Origin of the sequence: Streptomyces sp. DT2A-34 (assembly GCF_030499515.1) — a bacterium.
GTDB lineage: Bacteria > Actinomycetota > Actinomycetes > Streptomycetales > Streptomycetaceae > Streptomyces.
Genome location: NZ_JASTWJ010000001.1, coordinates 3561047 through 3579902, shown reverse-complemented (window position 1 = coordinate 3579902; position 18856 = coordinate 3561047). Strand labels below are relative to the sequence as shown.

The following is an 18856-nucleotide window of genomic DNA, read 5'->3' as shown; positions in this document are numbered from 1 at the left end:
GTTCGCCACGCCAACGTCCCAAATCGGCGCAAAACTACCTAGCCTGGAGGGATGGGTGAGGACAGACGGCTCGCGGCCGTAGTGGCGTTGGCGCAGGGGATGGCGGCGGCGCACACCCCGCGTGAGTCCTGGCGGGCGGCGGCGCTCGGAGCGTGTCGGGCGTTGGACGGGAGCTTTGCGGCGCTGTCGGTGTGGGAACGGGAGCTCGGGCGGTTGCGGGTGCTCGTGAATGTGGGGGACCGGGCCCGGGGGGAGGAGGAGTTCCCGAGCGACGAGGCCTATCCGGTGCATCAGTTCCCGGAGATCACCGAGTTCCTGCACGAGCGGTGGGCCGCCGGGGGTGAGCCCAACGCGTGGGTGGAGACGGCCGACGGTCCTTCCACCGGTCATCCCGGGTACTGCCATCAGCGGGTGGCGGCCCTGCGGCGGCGTGGGCGGGGGTGCTGTGTCGTGGCGCCGATCGTGCTGAACGGGCGTGCCTGGGGGGAGCTGTATGTCGCTCGTTCCGCCGGTGTGCCTGTCTTCGACCGTGCGGACGCCGACTTCGCGACCGTGCTGGCCTCCGTCGTGGCCGCCGGGATGGCGCAGATCGAGCGGCTGGAGGAGGCTCGGCGGTTGGCGTTCACCGATGCGTTGACCGGGCTTGCGAATCGGCGTGCTGTCGATGTGCGGTTGGAGGAGGCCATTGAGCGGCATCGCAGCCACGGTGTTGTCGTGAGTCTCGTCGTCTGCGATCTCAATGGGCTCAAGCGGGTCAACGACACGCGGGGGCATGCCGTGGGTGACCGGCTTCTGGAGCGGTTCGGGTCGGTGTTGTCGCTGTGTGGCGCGATGCTGCCCGGGGCTCTTGCCGCGCGGCTCGGGGGTGACGAGTTCTGTCTGCTTGCCGTCGGGTCGCCCGTCGGCGATGTGGTGAAGGCTGCCGAGGAATTGTGCCGTCGTGCCGCTGAGTTGGAGCTGGGGGAGGGGGTCGCGTGTGGGGTGGCGTCCACCGAGGACGCCATCGGGCCGGTTCGTTCTGCGCGGCGGTTGTTTCGGCTTGCTGATGCGGCTCAGTACCAGGCGAAGGCGGTTCGGGCCGGTCAGCCTGTCGTCGCGGGGCGGGAGGGGCCGGACGATCCTGTGGTGCGGCTCGCTGACGCGGAGCCGTCGGGGGAAGGGGTTGTGGAGCGGCGGCGGTTCCGTGGTCGGTTGCCGTGACGCGCCGCGGCGGGTCACGCGGGGTGTTCGCCCCCGCCGCCCCTACCCGTCCCATCCCCCAGGGGCTGCTGCCCCTTCGACCCCGCCCTCCTGGGGGCCTGCGGCCCCCAGACCCCCGCTTCGGCCCTGAACGGGCCTCGTCCTCAAACGCCGGACGGGCTGGAATGCCTGGGCCGGCGCTGAGGAGCGACAGCCGGCTGCGCAAGGCCTGGCCCCCCAGCGGGTGGGTGGGGGGCTAGGGATGGTGTGGCCTCGTCCTCGAAGGCCGGACGGGCTGGATGGTGTCAGCTGGTGCTGGGGGGGCGACGGTCGGCTTCGCAAGGTCTGGCCCTCGGCGGGTGGGTGGGGGCTTGGGGTGGTGTGGCTTCGTCCTTGAGGGTCGGGCGGGCTGGATGGTGTCAGCTGGTGCTGAGGGGCGACGGTCGGCTTCGCAAGGTCTGGCCCTCAGCGGGTGGGTGGATCTAGGGGCGGCGCGGTCTCGTCCTCGAAGGCGGGACGGGCTGGATGATGCCGGCCGGCGTTGTAAGGGGTGTACCGGGTGCCCGCTAGTGACATCTTCGTCTTCACTGCGTACGCTCCTGAATATGGATATGCACACTGTGGTGGTGGGGACGTCCGGGGTCACCGCGTCCGACGTCCTTGCCGTGGCGCGTGGTGGGGCGAGGGTCGAGTTGTCGGCGGAGGCGGTTGCGGCGCTGGCCGCGGCGCGGGAGATCGTGGACGCGTTGGCGGCCAAGCCCGATCCGGTCTACGGCGTCTCCACCGGCTTCGGGGCCCTTGCGACCCGGCACATCAGCCAGGAGCTGCGAGGGCGGCTGCAGCGCAACATCGTCCGCTCGCACGCCGCCGGGATGGGGCCGCGGGTGGAGCGGGAGGTCGTACGGGCGCTGATGTTTCTGCGGCTCAAGACCGTCTGTTCGGGGCATACGGGTGTGCGGCCCGAGGTCGCGCAGACCATGGCCGACCTTCTCAACGCCGGTATCACGCCCGTCGTCCACGAGTACGGCTCCCTCGGCTGCTCCGGTGATCTCGCTCCCCTTTCGCACTGCGCCCTCGCGCTCATGGGGGAGGGGGAAGCGGAAGGTCCGGACGGGAGCGTGCGGCCTGCCGGTGAACTTCTCGCCGCCCACGGCATCGCGCCCGTCGAACTGCGGGAGAAGGAAGGCCTCGCCCTCCTCAACGGCACCGACGGCATGCTCGGGATGCTCGTCATGGCTCTCGCCGATCTTGACCTTCTTTACAAGTCCGCCGACGTCACCGCCGCGCTGAGCCTCGAAGGGCTCCTCGGGACCGACAAGGTGCTCGCACCCGAGCTGCATGCCATTCGGCCGCATCCGGGGCAGGGCGCCTCCGCCGCCAACATGCTGGCCGTGCTGAAGGGTTCGGGGCTGACCGGGCATCACCAGGACGACGCGCCCCGCGTTCAGGACGCGTACTCGGTGCGGTGTGCTCCGCAGGTAGCCGGTGCCGGGCGGGACACCATGGCGCACGCGCGGCTCGTCGCCGAGCGGGAGTTGGCGTCGGCGGTGGACAACCCCGTCGTCCTGCCGGACGGGCGGGTCGAGTCCAACGGGAACTTCCATGGGGCGCCCGTCGCCTACGTGCTCGACTTCCTCGCCATCGCCGTCGCCGACCTCGCCTCCATCGCCGAGCGGCGTACCGACCGGCTGCTGGACAAGAACCGCAGTCACGGGCTGCCGCCGTTCCTGGCCGACGACGCGGGTGTCGACTCGGGGCTGATGATCGCCCAGTACACGCAGGCCGCCCTGGTGAGCGAGTTGAAGCGGCTGGCCGTTCCGGCGTCCGCCGACTCCATTCCCTCCTCCGCCATGCAGGAGGACCACGTCTCCATGGGCTGGTCCGCCGCCCGCAAGCTGCGTACGGCGATCGACAACCTCACCCGTGTGCTGGCGGTCGAGCTGTACGCCGCCACCCGTGCCATCGAGCTGCGGGAGGGGCTCGCCCCGGCACCGGCCTCGCAGGCGGTCATCGACGCCGTACGGGCCGCCGGTGTTCAGGGTCCGGGGCCGGACCGGTTCCTGGCGCCCGACCTCGCCGCGGCCGACGCGTTCGTGCGTGGTGGGGAGCTGGTCGTGGCGGTGGAGAAGGTGACCGGGCCGCTTCAGTAATTCCGGTAATTCCCGAAAGGGGGCCCTGTCGTACGAGCGGCAGGGCCCCGGTGCGGCAAGGGCGGGTTACTTCAGCTTCGCGGCCTGCGCGTCGATGAGGGCGGCCGGGACGTCGTACGCCTTGTCCGTCATCATCAGACCGAGGTTCATCGTGTAGTACGTGGCGATGGTGCTGCCGTGCCGCACCACCTCGACGTGCGTGGTGCCCACGTCGCCGTCCTCCATGTCGCTCACCGCGGTGAACGCCACCGACTCGTCACCGGCCCCGGACGCCTTCTCCGAGGTGATCTTGGTGAGCTTCTGGTCCGTGCCCTGCATGGTCAGGGGGAAGCCCCCGGAGCAGCTCTCCACCGCGTCCGACACGGACTTGAAGGTCTTCTCGGCGCCGTCACCGTCGTACGAGGAGAGTCCCACGACGGTCATGTCGAGGCTCAGCGCGTTGGTGAAGGAGTCCTCGAACTCGCCCTCTGTCAGGTCCTCCAGGGACTTGGAGGCGGTGTCGGTGGGCTTCTTCTTGTCCTCGGTGGCCATGACGGCCGCGTTCGAGGCCGAGTCGCCCGGCGCCAGGCCGGCCATGGCGTAGGCCAGCGGGACGCACTTCTCCTCGCTGCTCTTGATGTCGTCCTTGGACTTCGGCAACTGCTTGCCGGAGGCGTCCACCTTGTACCCGTTGACATCGCTCGCGGCGATGATCGCCTTCTTCAACTCCGCGGAGCTCAGCGCCTTCGCGTCCGAACCGCCGGAGTCACCCCCGCAACCCGTGACAAGGGCGAGCGTCAGCGCGCTCACGGCAACCGTGGCGGCTACACGCACGCCCGATGATCTCTTCATGGGCGGACTATGAAGCCCATGTCAAGGAAGCGTCAAGCGAATTCAAAATCCGAGATGTTCCCGGCGCACCGAATAGGCGACGAAGCCCGCGCCCAGACCGAGGAAGACGGTCCCGCCGACGATGTACGGCGTGGTGTCGAAGCTTCCCGTGTCGGCGAGCCGCGTTGTGTCCGCGGCGGCGTCGTCCGTGCTCTCGGAGGCGGCCCGGGCCTGCTGGGTGACCTGCGTCGACGGGGTCGCCGAAGGCTCCGTTCTCGCTGGCTCGTCCCCCGTCGCGTTGGCGGAGGGTACGAACCACAGGGCGCCCAGCAGGGCCCCCGCGGCGGTGGCGGTCAGCAGCGATCGGCGTGCGGTGGACGACGATCGGTGAGCGGCGGACACGGAATATCGATCCCCTTGTGGCGCTGGCGAATTGGCCGTGTGGGGCGATGTTAGTGAAAGTCGCGGGTCACGGGAAAGTCACGGGGGAAATCAGTCGTACGCTCCGGGCATGAGTGCACCAGAAACATCACGTTTTGTACGGCTTCGCGTGGAACTCGTCCTCGAAGTGGAGGACGAGAACGCCCTGACCAAGGCCGCGCTGCGGCGCATCGCCGGCGACGAAACCATGCCGACCGACGAACGGGCCCACGCCGAAAGCGCTGTGACGGAAGACACGGCGGAAGCCCTCGCTTATCTCGTCGACCCGTTCGACCTGGTCAGCGAGGTACCGGGGGTCGAGCTCGCGCAAGCCTCCTGGTCCAGCGAGCGCATCGGCTACGACCCGGATTCGCCGGAGTGGGACCTTGACGACGATGATGTCGACGAGGACTTCGACGATGAAGGCGTTGACGGCGACGAAGGCGCTGAAGGGGCCGGAGGGGCCGAAGGGGCCAAGAGGGTCGGCTGACGCGGCTTGGGGAAATCGTGACCCCGGGCGGCAACCGCCGTCCGGGGTTTCGTCGTCTCATGGGGCGCACTGACCGACACCGGCACCACCCGCCCCGGCGGACGTGGTGTGCCCCACACATACAAGGAATGTGGAACGGGACGAACCGGTCGTAGCGTTGAAGGTTCTTGACGGGGACTCTCGGGCGTTTTGGGGATTCGGGAACAATGGAGAAGCGTGTGATGACGAACAGTAAGCGGCGCAAGGGCCTGGCGGTCGCGTCCGCACTGCTCGGCGGTGTCCTGGTGCTCTCCGCCTGCTCCGGCGGCGACGACAACGCCTCCGGAAGCGACGGCGGCGACTCCTCGCAGGCCAAGGTCGACGAGGCGGCCGCCAAGGAGACCTCCGAGGCCCAGATCAAGATCACGCCCGAGGACGGCACCGACAACGCCTCCATCAACAAGTCCGCCGCCGTCACCGTGAGCAAGGGCACGCTCACCGAGGTGACGATGACGACCGCCGACGGCGCCGCGGTCGAGGGCGAGATATCCGCCGACAAGACCAGCTGGAAGCCCAGCGCCCAGCTGGAGCGCTCCACGACCTACAAGGTCGCGGTGACCGCGAAGGACTCCAAGGGCCTGGAGGCCCACGAGAACGCCTCCTTCACCACCGTCTCCCCGAGCAACAGCTTCCTCGGCTACTTCACGCCGGAGGACGGCTCCACCGTCGGCGTCGGCATGCCCGTGTCGATCAACTTCGACAAGTCGATCACCAACAAGGCGGCCGTCCAGAAGGGCGTCACCGTCTCCACCACCAGCGGCCAGGAAGTCGTCTGCCACTGGTTCAACGACATCCGCATGGACTGCCGGCCCGACGAGTACTGGCAGGAAGGCTCCACCGTCACCCTGAAGATGGCCCTGGACGGGGTCGAGGGTGCCGACGGTGTCTACGGCGTCCAGGAGAAGACGGTCACCTTCAAGATCGGCCGCAACCAGATCTCGTACGTCGACGCGAAGACCAAGCAGATGAAGGTCACGCAGGACGGCAAGACCATCAAGACCATCCCGATCTCCGCCGGTTCGCCGGAGAACAAGACCTACGAAGGCATCATGGTGATGTCCGAGAAGTTCAAGGAGACGCGCATGAACGGCGCGACCGTGGGCTTCACGGACGACGACGGCAAGGGCGAGTACGACATCAAGGACGTGCCGCACGCCATCCGCCTGTCCACCTCCGGCACCTTCGTGCACGGCAACTACTGGGGCGCCAAGTCCATCTTCGGCAGCGTGAACACCAGCCACGGCTGCGTGGGCCTGTCCGACACCAAGGGTGCCAACGACAAGGGCACGGCGGGCTACTGGTTCTACAACAACTCGATCGTCGGTGACGTCGTGGTCGTCCAGAACACCGGCGACAAGACCATCGCGCCGGACAACGGCCTCAACGGCTGGAACATGGACTGGGCGCAGTGGAAGGCCGGTTCGGCCGTCTGACGGCCCCGCGGGTTCCCTCGCGCGTAGCCGCCGTACAGCTCCCGCACAGCCGACCGATGCCGCCCTCAGGGGCGGCATCGGTGTTTCCGGGCGCGGTCTCAGGCGTCTCATCCGTCTCTTATTTCGGCCTTATCCAGTCATCACGCGCCGTACCTAGCTTGCGGCGCATGTTCCTCACCTACCTGAGGCGCGAGCTGCGCCGCCGCAGAAAGGCGGCCCTCGTCGTCGCCTCCGGACTCGCGCTGGGCATCGCGCTGGTCATCGTGGTCAACTCCGTGTCCTCCGGCATGAGCAAGGCCCAGGACAAGGTCCTGCAGTCCCTCTACGGCCTGGGCACGGACATGACCGTCACCAAGGCCGCCGAGCCCACCGGGAACAGCTCCGAGCGGCCGCGCTTCCAGTTCGACGCCCAGGACGACGGCTCCGACGAGGAGCAGTCCACCGACCGCGTCATGGTCCAGGGCTTCCAGACGCTGTCGAGCTCGACCGTCACCAAGGTCGGCGACCAGAGCGGTGTCTCGGACGCGGTCGGCGGGCTGAGCCTGCAGGTCATCAAGGTCAGCGGGCAGTTCACGCGGGGTCAGTTCCAGCAGGACCAGAGCAGCGGTGGCCAGCAGGGCGGCGGTCCCGGGCAGCAGGGCGGTGGCGGCGGCAGCCAGCCGCAGGGCGAAGTGCCCGGCGGTGGCGCCGACTTCGACGTCAACAACCACTCCGTCTACGGCACCGACGTCACCAAGCCGGCGCTCGGCCCGCTGACCTCGTCGAAGATCACCAGCGGCCGTACGTTCAAGACGTCGGAGACCGACGCCCAGGTCGTCGTCGCCGACACGTCGTACGCCAAGGAGAAGAAGCTCAAGGTCGGCTCCACCGTCACCGTCAAGGGCACCAAGTTCAAGGTGATCGGCATCGCCACGCCCGACAGCGGGGACGCGGCCGCCAACCTCTACATCCCGCTGAAGCAGGCGCAGACGCTCGCCGACGCGAAGAACAAGGTCACCACCATCTACGTCAAGGCGACCGACTCCCAGCAGATCGACTCCGTCAAGTCGACGATCCAGAAGAACATCTCCGGTACGACGGTGACGACCTCCGCCGACCTCGCGGACACGGTGTCCGGCTCGCTGTCCACGGCGTCCTCGCTGGCTGCCGGCGTCGGCAAGTGGCTGTCCATCGCGGTGCTGGTGGCGGCGTTCCTGGTGGCCGGGCTGCTGACCTCCTCGGCGGTGTCGCGCCGGGTGCGGGAGTTCGGCACGCTCAAGGCGCTGGGGTGGAAGTCGGGGCGGGTGACCCGGCAGGTGGTCGGCGAGGCGATCGTCAACGGGCTGCTCGGTGGTGCGCTGGGTATCGCGATCGGGCTCGCGGGGGCGTACGTCGTGACGGCGATCAGTCCGACGCTGCAGGCGCAGTTGGGCGGTGGCGGTGGCGGTGGCGGAACGGGGGGCGGCCCGGGGGGCGGTGGCTTCGGGGGCGGCGGTCCCGGACGGCAGACGGCGAGCACGACGCTCGACGTCGCGCTGACCGCGCCCGTCAGTCTTACGACGGTTGCCCTTGCGGTCGGGCTCGCGGTGACGGGCGGGTTGATCGCGGGCGCGTTCGGCGGCTGGCGCGCCTCTCGGCTCCGTCCGGCCGATGCACTGCGCCGTGTCGAGTAGCTGACGTCGGCTGCGGCTGCGGCTGGGCGGGGGTGGGTCGCGCAACCCGGCGACGACGGGGTGCCGCTCTCTTTGGGACGGGCGCCGCCCCAGCGGCACGACTGCCCGCAAGCTGGGCAGGTTGCGGCGGCTGGTGGCTGCGCAGGGGCTGCCGTGGCCGGTGGCTGGGCAGGCAATGGCGCTGGTGGCTGTGCAGGCTGTGGGCGGGCCGGTGGCGGCGCAGGTTGCGGTGCCGGTGGCTGGGCAGGTTGCGGCGGCTGGTGGCTGCGCAGGGGCTGCCGTGGCCGGTGGCTGGGCAGGCAATGGCGCTGGTGGCTATGCAGGCTGTGGGCGGGCCGGCGGCGGCGCAGGTTGCGGTGCCGGCGGCTGGGCAGGTTGCGGCGGCTGGTGGCTGGGCAGGCAATGGCGCTGGTGGCTGTGCAGGCTGTGGGCGGGCCGGTGGCGGCGCAGGTTGCGGTGCCGGTGGCTGGGCAGGTTGCGGCGGCTGGTGGCTGTGCAGGCAATGGCGCTGGTGGCTGTGCAGGCTGTGGGCGGGCCGGTGGCGGCGCAGGTTGCGGTGCCGGTGGCTGGGCAGGTTGCGGCGGCTGGTGGCTGTGCAGGCCACGGCGGCTGGCGGCTGCGCAGGCGCTGCGGCGGCTGGTGGCTATGCGGGGCTGCGGTGCCGACGGCTACGCAGGACCTGGCGGCCGGTCGCTGTGCAGGCTGCGGCGGCTCCGCGTTGCGACGAGTCGAGCAGCGGTCCATTGCAGCCGGCGGGACTGCACCCACCCAAGGGGCGCGGGGAACTGCGCGACCAGCCCCCACGCACCCGCAGCCAAGAAACGATCCGCACCACCCCCGAACCTCACCCCACCCCACCCGAACCGACCCCCCAGGAGCCACCCACCATGTACGAACTCAGAAACGTCACCAAGCGCTACACCCGAGGCAAGGAAACCGTCGACGCCCTCGACGGAGTCGACCTCACCATCGCCGACGGCGACCGGCTCGTCATCCAGGGCCCCACCGGCGGCGGCAAGTCCACCCTCCTTCAGATGCTCGGCGGCCTGGACCGGCCCACCGCAGGTGAAGTCGTCCTCGACGGCACCGACTTGGCCAAGCTCTCCGAGACCCGGCTGACAGAGATCCGCAGCGAGAACATCGGCTTCGTGTTCCAGTCCTTCAACCTCATCCCCACCCTCACCGCACAGGAGAACGTCGAGACCGCCCTCGTCCCCCTCGGCATCAAGACGAAGGAGCGGCGCGAACGGGCCGCCGAGGCACTGAAGTCGGTCGGGCTCGGAGAGCGTCTCGGGCATCTGCCGAGCGAGATGTCCGGCGGTCAGCAGCAGCGCGTCGCCATCGCCCGCGCGCTGGTCAAGGAGCCGAAGGTGCTGCTGGCCGACGAACCCACCGGCAATCTCGACGAGTCGATGCGCGACGAGATCATGGACGTACTCGAACGCATGTGGAAGGAACTCGGGTTGACCTTCACCATGGTCACCCACGACTCGGCGATCGCGAAAAAGGCCCCGCGAGTGGCGACCATCCGCAAGGGACAGATCATTGTCAAGGAGAACGCGGGGGCGTAACACGACAACTCTGTAACGGAGTTCGGGCTGGCACGTAACAGTCGGCAGGGCGTGCTTCTTACCTTCCTCTCATCTATTGAGGTGCCTGATCGCCCCTCGGCATACTGCGTATTCCGGGGGGCGAAGCGCGCATGCGCGGGATCTCCTCCGGCCGGGTGAACAGAGAATTCGCCCGGACCTTCTGCAAGGGGGAAACTTGCGCAGAAAAGTCAGAAGAACATGCGCGGCCTCTGTCGCCACGGCGGCCGCCGTCGCCCTCGCCGCGGGCATGACCAGCCCGGCGTCGGCAGAACCGGAGCAGCGCTCGTCCGGCGCCAAGGACCGCGCCGCTGCCTCGCTCACGGCCCCCCACCGCATCACCCTGATCACGGGTGACCGGGTCTCCGTCGACTCCAAGGGCCGCGTGGTCGGCCTGGAGCGGGCGAAGGGGCGCGAGCACATACCGGTACAGATACGCAAGACCGACGGGCACACGCTCGTCACCCCGGCCGACGCGGCCCAGTTGGTCGCCGCCGGCAAGCTCGACCAGCGGCTGTTCGACGTCACCGAGCTCAACAAGTCCGCGACCCGCACCTCCCAGGCCAAGGGCCTGAAGGTCATCGTCGGCTACAAGGGCGCCGCCGCCGGCACCAAGGCGGACGTCCGTGACGCGGGCAAGCTCCGCCGGACCCTGAAGTCCCTCAACGCGGACGCGGTCCAGACCCCGCACCAGGACGCGCCCGAACTGTGGGACGCGCTCACCAACGGCGACAAGGCCGCCTCCGGCATCGCGCACATCTGGCTCGACGGCGTCCGCGAGGCCAGCCTCGACAAGTCCGTGCCGCAGATCGGCGCCCCCAAGGCGTGGGAGGCCGGCTACGACGGCAAGGGCGTCAAGATCGCCGTACTGGACACCGGCGTCGACGCGACCCACCCGGACCTCAAGGACCAGGTGATCGCGGCCAAGAACTTCACGCCGTCCGCCACCGCGGAGGACAAGGTCGGCCACGGCACGCACGTCGCGTCCATCGCGGCCGGCACCGGCGCGAAGTCCGGCGGCAAGTTCAAGGGCGTCGCACCAGGCGCCGACGTCCTCAACGGCAAGGTCCTCGACGACCAGGGCTTCGGCGACGACTCCGGCATCCTCGCCGGCATGGAGTGGGCCGCCGAGCAGGGCGCCCAGGTCGTCAACATGAGCCTGGGCGGCGGCGACACCCCGGCGGTCGACCCGCTGGAGGCGGCGGTCAACAAGCTGTCCGCCGAGAAGGGCATCCTCTTCGCGATCGCGGCGGGCAACTCCGGCCCGGAGTCGGTCAATTCGCCGGGCAGCGCGGACGCCGCGCTCACCGTCGGCGCCGTCGACGACAAGGACAAGCTCGCCGAGTTCTCCAGCACCGGCCCGCGGCTCGGCGACGGCGCCGTCAAGCCGGACGTCACCGCGCCCGGCGTGGACATCACGGCGGCGTCCGCCAAGGGCAGCCTCATCGAGCAGGAGGTCGGCGAGAACCCGGCCGGCTACCTGACGATCTCCGGTACGTCGATGGCGACCCCGCATGTCGCGGGCGCCGCGGCGATCCTCAAGCAGCAGCACCCGGACTGGACGTACGCCGAGCTGAAGGGCGCGCTGACCGGTTCCACCAAGGGCGGCAAGTACACGCCGTTCGAGCAGGGTTCGGGCCGTATCCAGGTCGACAAGGCCATCAAGCAGACCGTGATCGCCGACCCGGTGTCGGTGAGCTTCGGTGTGCAGCAGTGGCCGCACACCGACGACAAGCCGGTCACCGAGGCGCTGACGTACCGCAACCTCGGTACGCAGGACGTCACCCTCACCCTGTCCGCGACCGCCACCGACCCCAAGGGCCAGGCGGCCCCCGCGGGCTTCTTCACGCTCGGTGCGACGAAGGTGACGGTCCCGGCGGGCGGCAAGGCCTCCGTCGACCTGACCGTCAACACCAAGCTGGGCGGCACGCTCGACGGCGCCTACTCCGCGTATGTGACGGCGACGGGCGGCGGGCAGAGCGTCCGTACGGCCGCCGCGGTGCAGCGTGAGATGGAGTCGTACGACGTCACCGTCAAGCACCTCGACAAGGACGGCAAGCCGGCCCCCGACTACAACACCGTCCTGCTCGGCTACTCGGGTCTGGCGACCGACCGGTCCTACCAGGTGCCGCTTGCCGAGTCCGGCACGACCAAGATGCGGCTGCCCAAGGGCACGTATCTGCTGGACGCCTGGATCGCCAAGGACTGGGTGAACCTGGAGGGCGGCCTCGACTGGGTGGTCCAGCCGAAGCTGACCGTCACCAAGAACACCTCCGTGACGATCGACGGCCGCGCGACCAGGTCCGCCGACATCACCGTGCCGGACGCGCAGGCCAAGCAGGTGCTCGCGAGCACCGGCTACTACTACGAGCCGGCGGGCATCGGCATCGCCGTCGGCCTCGGCTCCTTCGCCGACCTGCGCATGGCACACCTGGGCCCGGAGATCGCGAGCGGTCTGAGCCAGACCTGGAACGGCCAGTGGACCAAGGGTGCCGCCACCGAGTACGACGTCGCCACCACCGCCAAGGTCAAGAAGATCCAGGGCAAGAAGGTCCGCCACTTCAAGGCGGGCGAGCTCGCCAAGGTGAAGAACAACCTGGGTGCCGCGGCCCCCGGCAAGACCGGCGCACTGGTCCCCGTGGGCCTCTTCCCCGACGACGTCGCGATCGGCACGCCGGTCGAGCAGAAGCTGCCCGGCTCGCGGACGGTGTACCTGTCGACGTCCGACAAGATCCAGTGGACGTTCGACTTCGCGCAGTACGCGGGCAAGGACGCGGACGGCTTCCCGGTCAGCGACGCCTTCTACACACTGGGCGCCGCACAGACCTTCAAGGCGGGCCAGAGCTACTCGAAGACCTTCAACACGGCGGTCTTCGGCCCGCACATCAACGCGGACTACGGGCTGTTCCGTGACGGCAACGACATCTACGGGTTCCTGCCGCTGTTCGCCGACGCCAACAAGCACGCCGGCTCGTCGGACTTCACCGCGGTGACCACGAGCCTGTACCGCAACGGCACCAAGGTCGGCACCAACGACGACCCGCTGTTCGGCGGGAAGGCGTTCACGGTTCCGGCCGCGGAGGCCGAGTACAAGCTGACGACCTCGGTCAAGCGGAGCGCCAAGGTCGCGGCCGCCTCCACGCGGATCGACGCGAGCTGGACCTTCCGCTCCAAGAAGCCGTCCGGCGACCAGGCCAAGCTGCCGGCCTCCACGGTCCGCTTCAACGCCAAGACGGGCCTGGACAGCCGGGTCGACGCCGACAAGAAGGTGACGTTCCCGGTCACCGTCGTGGGCTCGGCCGCGGGCAGCAACCTCAAGTCGCTGCACGTCTACGTGTCGTACGACTACGGGCAGACCTGGAAGAAGCTCGAGGTCAAGAACGGCAAGATCACCGTGAAGAACCCGGCGAAGGGGAAGGCCATTTCCTTCCACGCCAAGATCGCCGACAAGAAGGGCAACAAGTCGACGATCTCGATCTACAACGCGTATTACGGCAAGTGATGCGGTGGCAGCCATGTGAGCCATGAGCGAACCGCCCGCCGGAAGTACAGCTTCCGGCGGGCGGTTCGTGTTTCGTTGAGGTCATGACGGCTCACACGGTGGAATACATCCGGTACCGCATTCCCGAGCAGAAATCGGCAGAGTTCCTGGCCGCCTACACCCTCGCCGCGGCCCAGCTGGCCGCGTCCCCGCACTGCGTCGACTACGAACTCGCCCGCTGCGAGGAGGACTTCGAGCACTACGTCCTGCGCATCACCTGGACCTCGACGCAGGACCACCTGGAGGGCTTTCGCGAGTCGGAGCTCTTCCCCGACTTCCTCGCCGAGATCCGCCCGTACCTCCCGTACATCGAGGAGATGCGCCACTACAAGCCGACGACGGTCCGCGGCACGGGCGCGTCCGTGCCGACGCTGTACGCCTGGGCGGGCGGCGCCGAGGCCTTCGCCCGCCTGACGTCCGTCTTCTACGACAAGGTCCGCAAGGACGACCTGCTGGCCCCGCTGTTCGCGGGCCTGGACCCGGCCCACGCGGAACATGTGGCCCTCTGGCTCGGCGAGGTCTTCGGCGGCCCGCCCGCCTACTCCGAGACCCAGGGCGGCCACGGCCACATGGTCGCGGGGCACATGGGCCGGGGGATCACCGAGCCCCAGCGCCGCCGTTGGGTCGACCTCGTCCAGGACGCGGCCGACGAGGCGGGCCTGCCGACGGACGCGGAGTTCCGTTCGGCGTTCCTGGCGTACGTGGAGTGGGGGACGAGGCTGGCGGTGCACTTCTCGGGGCCGGACGCGGTGCCGCCGGCGGAGCAGCCGGTGCCGAGGTGGAACTGGGGGGCCGCGCCGCCGTATCGGGGATGACGGCTCTGCCCGGTCACCGGGGCGACATGACCTCGTACGGGTTCCCCGCCTCGTGGGTGAAGTAGAGCCGTCGGGCGCAGAGGGGGTGGTCGACGTGGCCGTTGTTTTCGAGCAGTGGTGACGGCGGCGCCGTGCTCGGCGACGAGGGGCAGGGCAGCGGCGAGGATCATCGAGCGCCGCTGCTCGGGGGTCATGCCGGGGGCGCGGCAAGTTGCCCTGGTCGGCTGCGAACCACCGTTCCGCTCCGCCATCATGCTGGCAGTGGACCGGCATGCCGGCAGGGGGAGAGCGTGCGACACAGACGCCGGGCGAGGCTGGGTGCAGCGGCGGCCGGGGCCTTGGCCATGGTCACGGTCCTGCTGGGGCCGGTGACCAACTACGCCAGCGAGTCCGTGCCCGGCTGGGTGCGCAACCCCTGGGTCGCCTGGTCGATCTTCGCCTCGCTCGCGCTCTCGGCGGTCGCCCTGGGGCTGTTGAGCAGGTATCTCGACGGGGAGGCGGCGCCGTCCGGTCCCCTGACCCACGTGGCGGCGGCGACCACCGCCGGACTGAGCTCCCTGCGCGCGCCGCATGTCGTGCCGGCCCTCGTGCGCGGACGTGAGCCGGAACTGACGCACCTCGCACAGCTGTTACGGGCCCCGGCGGACCGGTTCGCGGTGCTCAGCGGCGTGGGCGGCATCGGCAAGACCACGGTGGCGGCGACCCTGTGCGCGGAGGCGAGGAGCGCCGGTTACACCGTCTTCTGGGTCCACTGGCGCGACCAGGCCGACCTGGCCAAGCACCTCACCCAGGTCGCGCTCGCCTGCGGTCTGCCGGTGAGCGCGCTGGAGCGGGCCAACGCCGGTCACGAGAACCTGCCGGACGTCGTGTGGCGGCAGCTGGTCGTGGCGCGCAAATGGCTGCTGGTCATCGACGACGCCGACGAGACCGCCAGGATCGGCCCGGGTACGGAGAAGGTGCGCGACTATCGCGGCTGGATCCGTCCCGAGGGCGGCGGCCTCCTGCTCGTCACGAGCCGGGACACCAGTACGGACACCTGGGGGCCGTGTGCCGAGGTCGTACGCCTCGGGCCGCTGACCGTGCGCGCGGCCGCGCAGGTTCTGCTGGACACCGCGCCCGGAGCGGGGACCCTGCGCGAGGCCGAGGCCCTGGCCGCCCGGCTCGGCGGCCTGCCGCTGGCCCTGCGCTCGACCAGCGCCTACCTCGCCAAACCCACCAGCCGCTTCCAGACGTTCATGGCCTACCGCAGCGCCCTGCTGGAGGACATGCGGTCCCTGCTGGGGTCGGCCGACCCCAACGCGGCCGACCCGGAGGTGGCACGCCGGACGGTCCGCCACACGTGGGAACTCTCACTCGACCAGCTGGGCAGCGAGGGATACACCCTGGCCCGCCCGCTGCTGCGGCTGCTGGCCCTCTTCGGCGAGGCGCCGATACCCCTGTCGCTCATCACGACGGACCTGCTGCGGACGGCCGTACGGCAACCGGTCGACCAGGGCGCCCTGGACGCCGTGCTCGCGGGCCTGAACCGGTACGGACTCCTCGGCGTGCCGGACGCCCTGGCCCCGCACAACGGCGCCCGGACGATCACCCTGGATCCGCTGGTCCGGCAGATCAACCTCATCGCGCTGGCCGAGGAGGCGGCCGATCCCGTGCGCTGGCACTCGGCCGTCGCGCAGTCCATCACGCAAGCCGTGGCCGACGTACGCGCGACCGGCAGACCCGGGTGGGCGATGGCCCGTGTCCTCGCCCCCCACGCCCCGCTCCTGCTGGGCGGTCAGGACCCTCCGCTGCCGATGCGCGACGCCCGCCGTACCGTGGAAGACCTCGGGGAGGTGCTCAAGGAGGCCGGTCTGAGCGCCGAGCGGCTCGCCCTGTGCCAGATCCAACTCACCATCGACAACCGCCTGTTGGGGCCCGAGCATCCCGACACCCTCCGCAGCCGCGACCACCTGGCCGGTGTACTGCTGGAACTCGGGGACTACCGCCAGGCCGTGGAACTCCACCGCGAGTCCCTGGCCGTCCGGGAGCGCACCCTGGGCGCCGACCACCCCGACACCCGCGCCGGCCGCGGAAACCTGGAGTCGGCCGTCGCGGCCCTGCGACAGCGTCAGCCTCCGCTGCCGTAGGGCCTGGTCAGGATCTCCAGGTGGTGGCCGTTCGGGTCTTCGAAGTAGGTGCCGCGGCCGCCGTCGTTGTGGTTGATCTCGCCGGGGCGGCGGTGGTGAGGGTCGGCCCAGTGCGTCAGTCCGGACTCGCGTATCCGGCCGAAGATCGTGTCGAAGTCGTCCTCCGACACCAGGAACGCGTAGTGCTGCGGCGTGATGCTGCCGGGCGAGTCCAGGTAGTCCAGGGTCACACCGTTGGGGATCTCGACCGGGATGAACGGACCGTACTGCGGGCTCACCTCCAGGCCCAGGAGGTCGGCGAGGAACTGGGCCGACGCCTTCTTGTCGTGCGCGGCGACGATGGTGTGGTCGAGCCGGACGGTCATCGGGGCTGCCTCCTCGTGTGCACGGTTCGGACGGGCTCCTGGTTTCACGCTAGCCAGGGCGGCCGCACGGCACATCGGTCGTAGGGCGGGGGTGCCTCTACTCCTGCGGTGCTCCGCCTCTCGTAAGCTGGCGCTGGCGGGGACCGCGCTGTCGGCGATGACGGCCGGGGCCACGACCGTCGTCCTGACCTCCAGCTTCCGCCACGCTCGACCAGTTCCGGTTCTGGCAGGTGGGCGCGCTGAGCGGACGGGACGCGGGAACGGTCGTACGGATGCTGCCGTTCCTGGTCGGCGGGGCGGTGCTGGTGCCGGCCTGCGCACGGGGGCTGGACGCGTTGGCGCTGGGGGACGAGACGGCTCGGGCGCTGGGGCATCGGGTGCGGTTGGTGCGGGGGGCCGCGGCGACCGTGCTCGCGCTCTCGACCGGTGCGGTGAGCTCGCCGGGTGCCCTGCCCGTCGTATCCGTCCTCGGCGGACTCGTCGCGGCCGCCCTCGTCTACGTGCTGGCCTGGCGGCACGGCATGCAGCCGAGCCGTTTCGTGCTCACCGGCGTCGGTATCGGTGTCGCGCTCTCCGCCGTGGTGCAGCTCTACCTCACCGACAGCGAGCTGGAAGCCGCCGAGCAGGTCAAGCTGTGGCTGACCGGGAGCCTCAACGGGCGGGGCTGGGTGCAGGCGGGGCCCCTGGCTGCCGTACTGGCCCTTTCCCTGCCCGCTCTGGTGTGGGCGAGCCGCGCGCTGCGGCCGCTCGGGCTCGATCCCGAGACCGCGGCCGGACTCGGCGTACGGGTCGACCGGACGCGGCTCGGCCTCACCGTGCTCGGCGTCGACCTCGCCGCCACGGCGACCGGCGCCGCGGGGCCGATCGGGTTCGTGGCGCTGACCGCGCCGCAGCTCGCCCGGCGCCTCACCCGTACGCCACAACTCCCGCTCCTCAACGCCGCGTTGACGGGCGCGGTCGTCCTGGTCGCCGCCGATCTGGCCGCCCGTACCCTGCTGCCCCCGCTGGAGATCCCGGTCGGCGCGCTCACCGCGCTGGTCGGCGGGCCGTATCCGCTGTGGCTGCTGGGGCGTCGTACGGCGACACGCTGAAGGCCCCGGAGCAGTGCGGCTCCGGGGCCCTCGGTCAGGGGATCGGCGTGGGCGTCAGATCGTCGCCGTGTCGATCACGAACCGGTACCGCACATCGCTGTTCAGCACCCGCTCGTACGCCTCGTTGATCTGGTCCGCGTCGATCAGCTCGATCTCGGCGCCGAGGCCGTGCTCGGCGCAGAAGTCCAGCATCTCCTGGGTCTCGGCGATGCCGCCGATCATCGAACCGGCGAGGGTCTTGTTGCCGCCGATGAGCGAGAACAGGTTCAGGGCGACGGGCTCCTCCGGGGCGCCGACGTTCACCAGGGCGCCGCCCGTCTTGATCAGGCTGAGGTAGGCGCCGAAGTCCAGCGGCGCCGACACCGTGGAGATGATCAGGTCGAAGGAGCCGGCGAGCTCCTCGAACGTCTTCGGGTCGCTGGTGGCGTAGTAGTGGTCGGCGCCCAGCTTCAGGCCGTCGTCCCTCTTGCGCAGCGACTGCGACAGGACGGTGACCTCCGCGCCGAGCGCGTGCGCGATCTTGACGCCCATGTGGCCGAGGCCGCCCAGACCGACGATCGCGACCTTCTTGCCGGGGCCGGCGCCCCAGTGCTTCAGCGGGGAGTACAGGGTGATGCCGGCGCACAGCAGCGGGGCGGCGACGTCGAGGGACAGGCCGTCGGGGATGCGGACGACGTAGTTCTCGTCGACGACGACCTTCTGCGAGTAGCCGCCGTAGTTGGGCGTGCCGTCCCGGCCGATCGCGTTGTACGTGGGGCCGATGCTCCCGTTCAGGCAGTGCTGCTCCACACCGGCCTTGCAGTTCTCGCACTCACGGCAGGAGTCGACCAGGCAGCCGACGCCCACGCGGTCGCCGACCCGGTACTTGGTGACCCCGGAGCCGACCTCGGAGACGATGCCCGCGATCTCGTGGCCGGGGACCATCGGGAAGAGGGCCTCGCCCCAGCCCTCGCGGGCCTGGTGGATGTCGGAGTGGCAGATACCGGCGAACTTGATGTCGATCAGGACGTCGAACTCGCCGACCTCGCGGCGCTCGATGGTGGTGCGCTCCAGCGGAGCCTTGGCGGCGGGTGCTGCGTATGCGGCAACGGTGGTCATGCCGGGGTTCTCCTAGAGGGGGTTCGCGCCCGGCTGCCTTCTGACGTGCTGCTTGTTC

The 18856-nt window shown here is 70.0% G+C and carries 13 protein-coding genes and 2 pseudogenes; 10 read left to right on the top strand and 5 right to left on the bottom strand.

What is annotated here, in order from left to right; translation table 11 throughout:
• Positions 1–51: 51 nt before the first annotated feature.
• On the top strand, positions 52–1200 hold the full coding sequence (locus QQM39_RS15545; protein WP_301997304.1) for a sensor domain-containing diguanylate cyclase: 1149 nt from the start codon (positions 52–54) through the stop codon (positions 1198–1200).
• A gap of 584 nt (positions 1201–1784) precedes the next feature.
• Complete coding sequence (gene hutH / locus QQM39_RS15540; RefSeq protein WP_301997303.1) at positions 1785–3329, top strand: histidine ammonia-lyase; 1545 nt, start codon at positions 1785–1787, stop codon at positions 3327–3329.
• 66 nt (positions 3330–3395) lie between these two features.
• Here hutH and QQM39_RS15535 read toward each other — a convergent pair whose 3' ends face one another.
• Both QQM39_RS15535 and QQM39_RS15530 read right to left on the bottom strand, forming a co-directional pair.
• Positions 3396–4160 (bottom strand): hypothetical protein, encoded by a 765-nt coding sequence (locus tag QQM39_RS15535; protein WP_301997302.1) that lies wholly within the window; start codon positions 4158–4160, stop codon positions 3396–3398.
• Positions 4161–4202: 42 nt separating this feature from the next.
• Complete coding sequence (locus QQM39_RS15530; protein ID WP_301997301.1) at positions 4203–4541, bottom strand: hypothetical protein; 339 nt, start codon at positions 4539–4541, stop codon at positions 4203–4205.
• A 109-nt stretch (positions 4542–4650) separates the two neighbouring features.
• Between QQM39_RS15530 and QQM39_RS15525 the strand changes: the two genes are divergently transcribed.
• The 6 genes from QQM39_RS15525 to QQM39_RS15500 all read left to right on the top strand — a co-directional run bounded on the left by QQM39_RS15525 (position 4651) and on the right by QQM39_RS15500 (position 14118).
• Positions 4651–5049, top strand: coding sequence for a hypothetical protein (locus tag QQM39_RS15525; protein ID WP_301997300.1), 399 nt, complete (start codon positions 4651–4653; stop codon positions 5047–5049).
• Positions 5050–5270: 221 nt separating this feature from the next.
• Entirely contained in the window at positions 5271–6521 is a 1251-nt protein-coding gene (locus QQM39_RS15520) for an Ig-like domain-containing protein (RefSeq protein WP_301997299.1), read from the top strand.
• Positions 6522–6688: 167 nt separating this feature from the next.
• Positions 6689–8173: an ABC transporter permease gene (locus QQM39_RS15515; protein ID WP_301997298.1), complete on the top strand. Its 1485-nt coding sequence runs from the start codon at positions 6689–6691 to the stop codon at positions 8171–8173.
• A gap of 887 nt (positions 8174–9060) precedes the next feature.
• A complete protein-coding gene (locus tag QQM39_RS15510) occupies positions 9061–9744 on the top strand; it encodes an ABC transporter ATP-binding protein (RefSeq protein ID WP_301997297.1) in 684 nt (227 codons plus the stop codon).
• A gap of 196 nt (positions 9745–9940) precedes the next feature.
• Positions 9941–13264 carry a S8 family serine peptidase gene (locus QQM39_RS15505; RefSeq protein ID WP_301997296.1) on the top strand — a complete coding sequence of 1108 codons (3324 nt, stop codon included), beginning with the start codon at positions 9941–9943 and terminating at the stop codon, positions 13262–13264.
• An 83-nt stretch (positions 13265–13347) separates the two neighbouring features.
• Positions 13348–14118, top strand: coding sequence for a group II truncated hemoglobin (locus QQM39_RS15500; RefSeq protein WP_301997295.1), 771 nt, complete (start codon positions 13348–13350; stop codon positions 14116–14118).
• 107 nt (positions 14119–14225) lie between these two features.
• Here QQM39_RS15500 and QQM39_RS15495 read toward each other — a convergent pair.
• A pseudogene (locus QQM39_RS15495) lies at positions 14226–14312 on the bottom strand (TetR family transcriptional regulator); the annotation flags it as partial.
• A 96-nt stretch (positions 14313–14408) separates the two neighbouring features.
• On the opposite strand from QQM39_RS15495, the gene QQM39_RS15490 reads away from it, so the two are divergent.
• Positions 14409–16244, top strand: a complete 1836-nt coding sequence (locus QQM39_RS15490; RefSeq protein ID WP_301997294.1) for a tetratricopeptide repeat protein — start codon at positions 14409–14411, stop codon at positions 16242–16244.
• Here QQM39_RS15490 and QQM39_RS15485 read toward each other — a convergent pair.
• Positions 16226–16609, bottom strand: a complete 384-nt coding sequence (locus QQM39_RS15485; protein WP_301997293.1) for a VOC family protein — start codon at positions 16607–16609, stop codon at positions 16226–16228. The two genes, QQM39_RS15490 and QQM39_RS15485, sit on opposite strands and share 19 nt — an antisense overlap.
• 215 nt (positions 16610–16824) lie before the next feature.
• Here QQM39_RS15485 and QQM39_RS15480 point away from each other — a divergent pair.
• A pseudogene (locus QQM39_RS15480) lies at positions 16825–17700 on the top strand (FecCD family ABC transporter permease); the annotation flags it as partial.
• A gap of 54 nt (positions 17701–17754) precedes the next feature.
• Here QQM39_RS15480 and QQM39_RS15475 read toward each other — a convergent pair.
• Positions 17755–18798: an NAD(P)-dependent alcohol dehydrogenase gene (locus tag QQM39_RS15475; RefSeq protein WP_301997292.1), complete on the bottom strand. Its 1044-nt coding sequence runs from the start codon at positions 18796–18798 to the stop codon at positions 17755–17757.
• Positions 18799–18856: the final 58 nt, after the last annotated feature.

Coding starts and splice junctions, on each gene's coding strand:
- hutH (WP_301997303.1), top strand. CDS start 1,785: ATGGATATGCACACTGTGGTGGTGGGGACGTCCGGGGTCACCGCGTCC.
- QQM39_RS15510 (WP_301997297.1), top strand. CDS start 9,061: ATGTACGAACTCAGAAACGTCACCAAGCGCTACACCCGAGGCAAGGAA.
- QQM39_RS15500 (WP_301997295.1), top strand. CDS start 13,348: ATGACGGCTCACACGGTGGAATACATCCGGTACCGCATTCCCGAGCAG.
- QQM39_RS15520 (WP_301997299.1), top strand. CDS start 5,271: ATGACGAACAGTAAGCGGCGCAAGGGCCTGGCGGTCGCGTCCGCACTG.
- QQM39_RS15535 (WP_301997302.1), bottom strand. CDS start 4,160: ATGAAGAGATCATCGGGCGTGCGTGTAGCCGCCACGGTTGCCGTGAGC.
- QQM39_RS15475 (WP_301997292.1), bottom strand. CDS start 18,798: ATGACCACCGTTGCCGCATACGCAGCACCCGCCGCCAAGGCTCCGCTG.
- QQM39_RS15485 (WP_301997293.1), bottom strand. CDS start 16,609: ATGACCGTCCGGCTCGACCACACCATCGTCGCCGCGCACGACAAGAAG.
- QQM39_RS15525 (WP_301997300.1), top strand. CDS start 4,651: ATGAGTGCACCAGAAACATCACGTTTTGTACGGCTTCGCGTGGAACTC.
- QQM39_RS15515 (WP_301997298.1), top strand. CDS start 6,689: ATGTTCCTCACCTACCTGAGGCGCGAGCTGCGCCGCCGCAGAAAGGCG.
- QQM39_RS15545 (WP_301997304.1), top strand. CDS start 52: ATGGGTGAGGACAGACGGCTCGCGGCCGTAGTGGCGTTGGCGCAGGGG.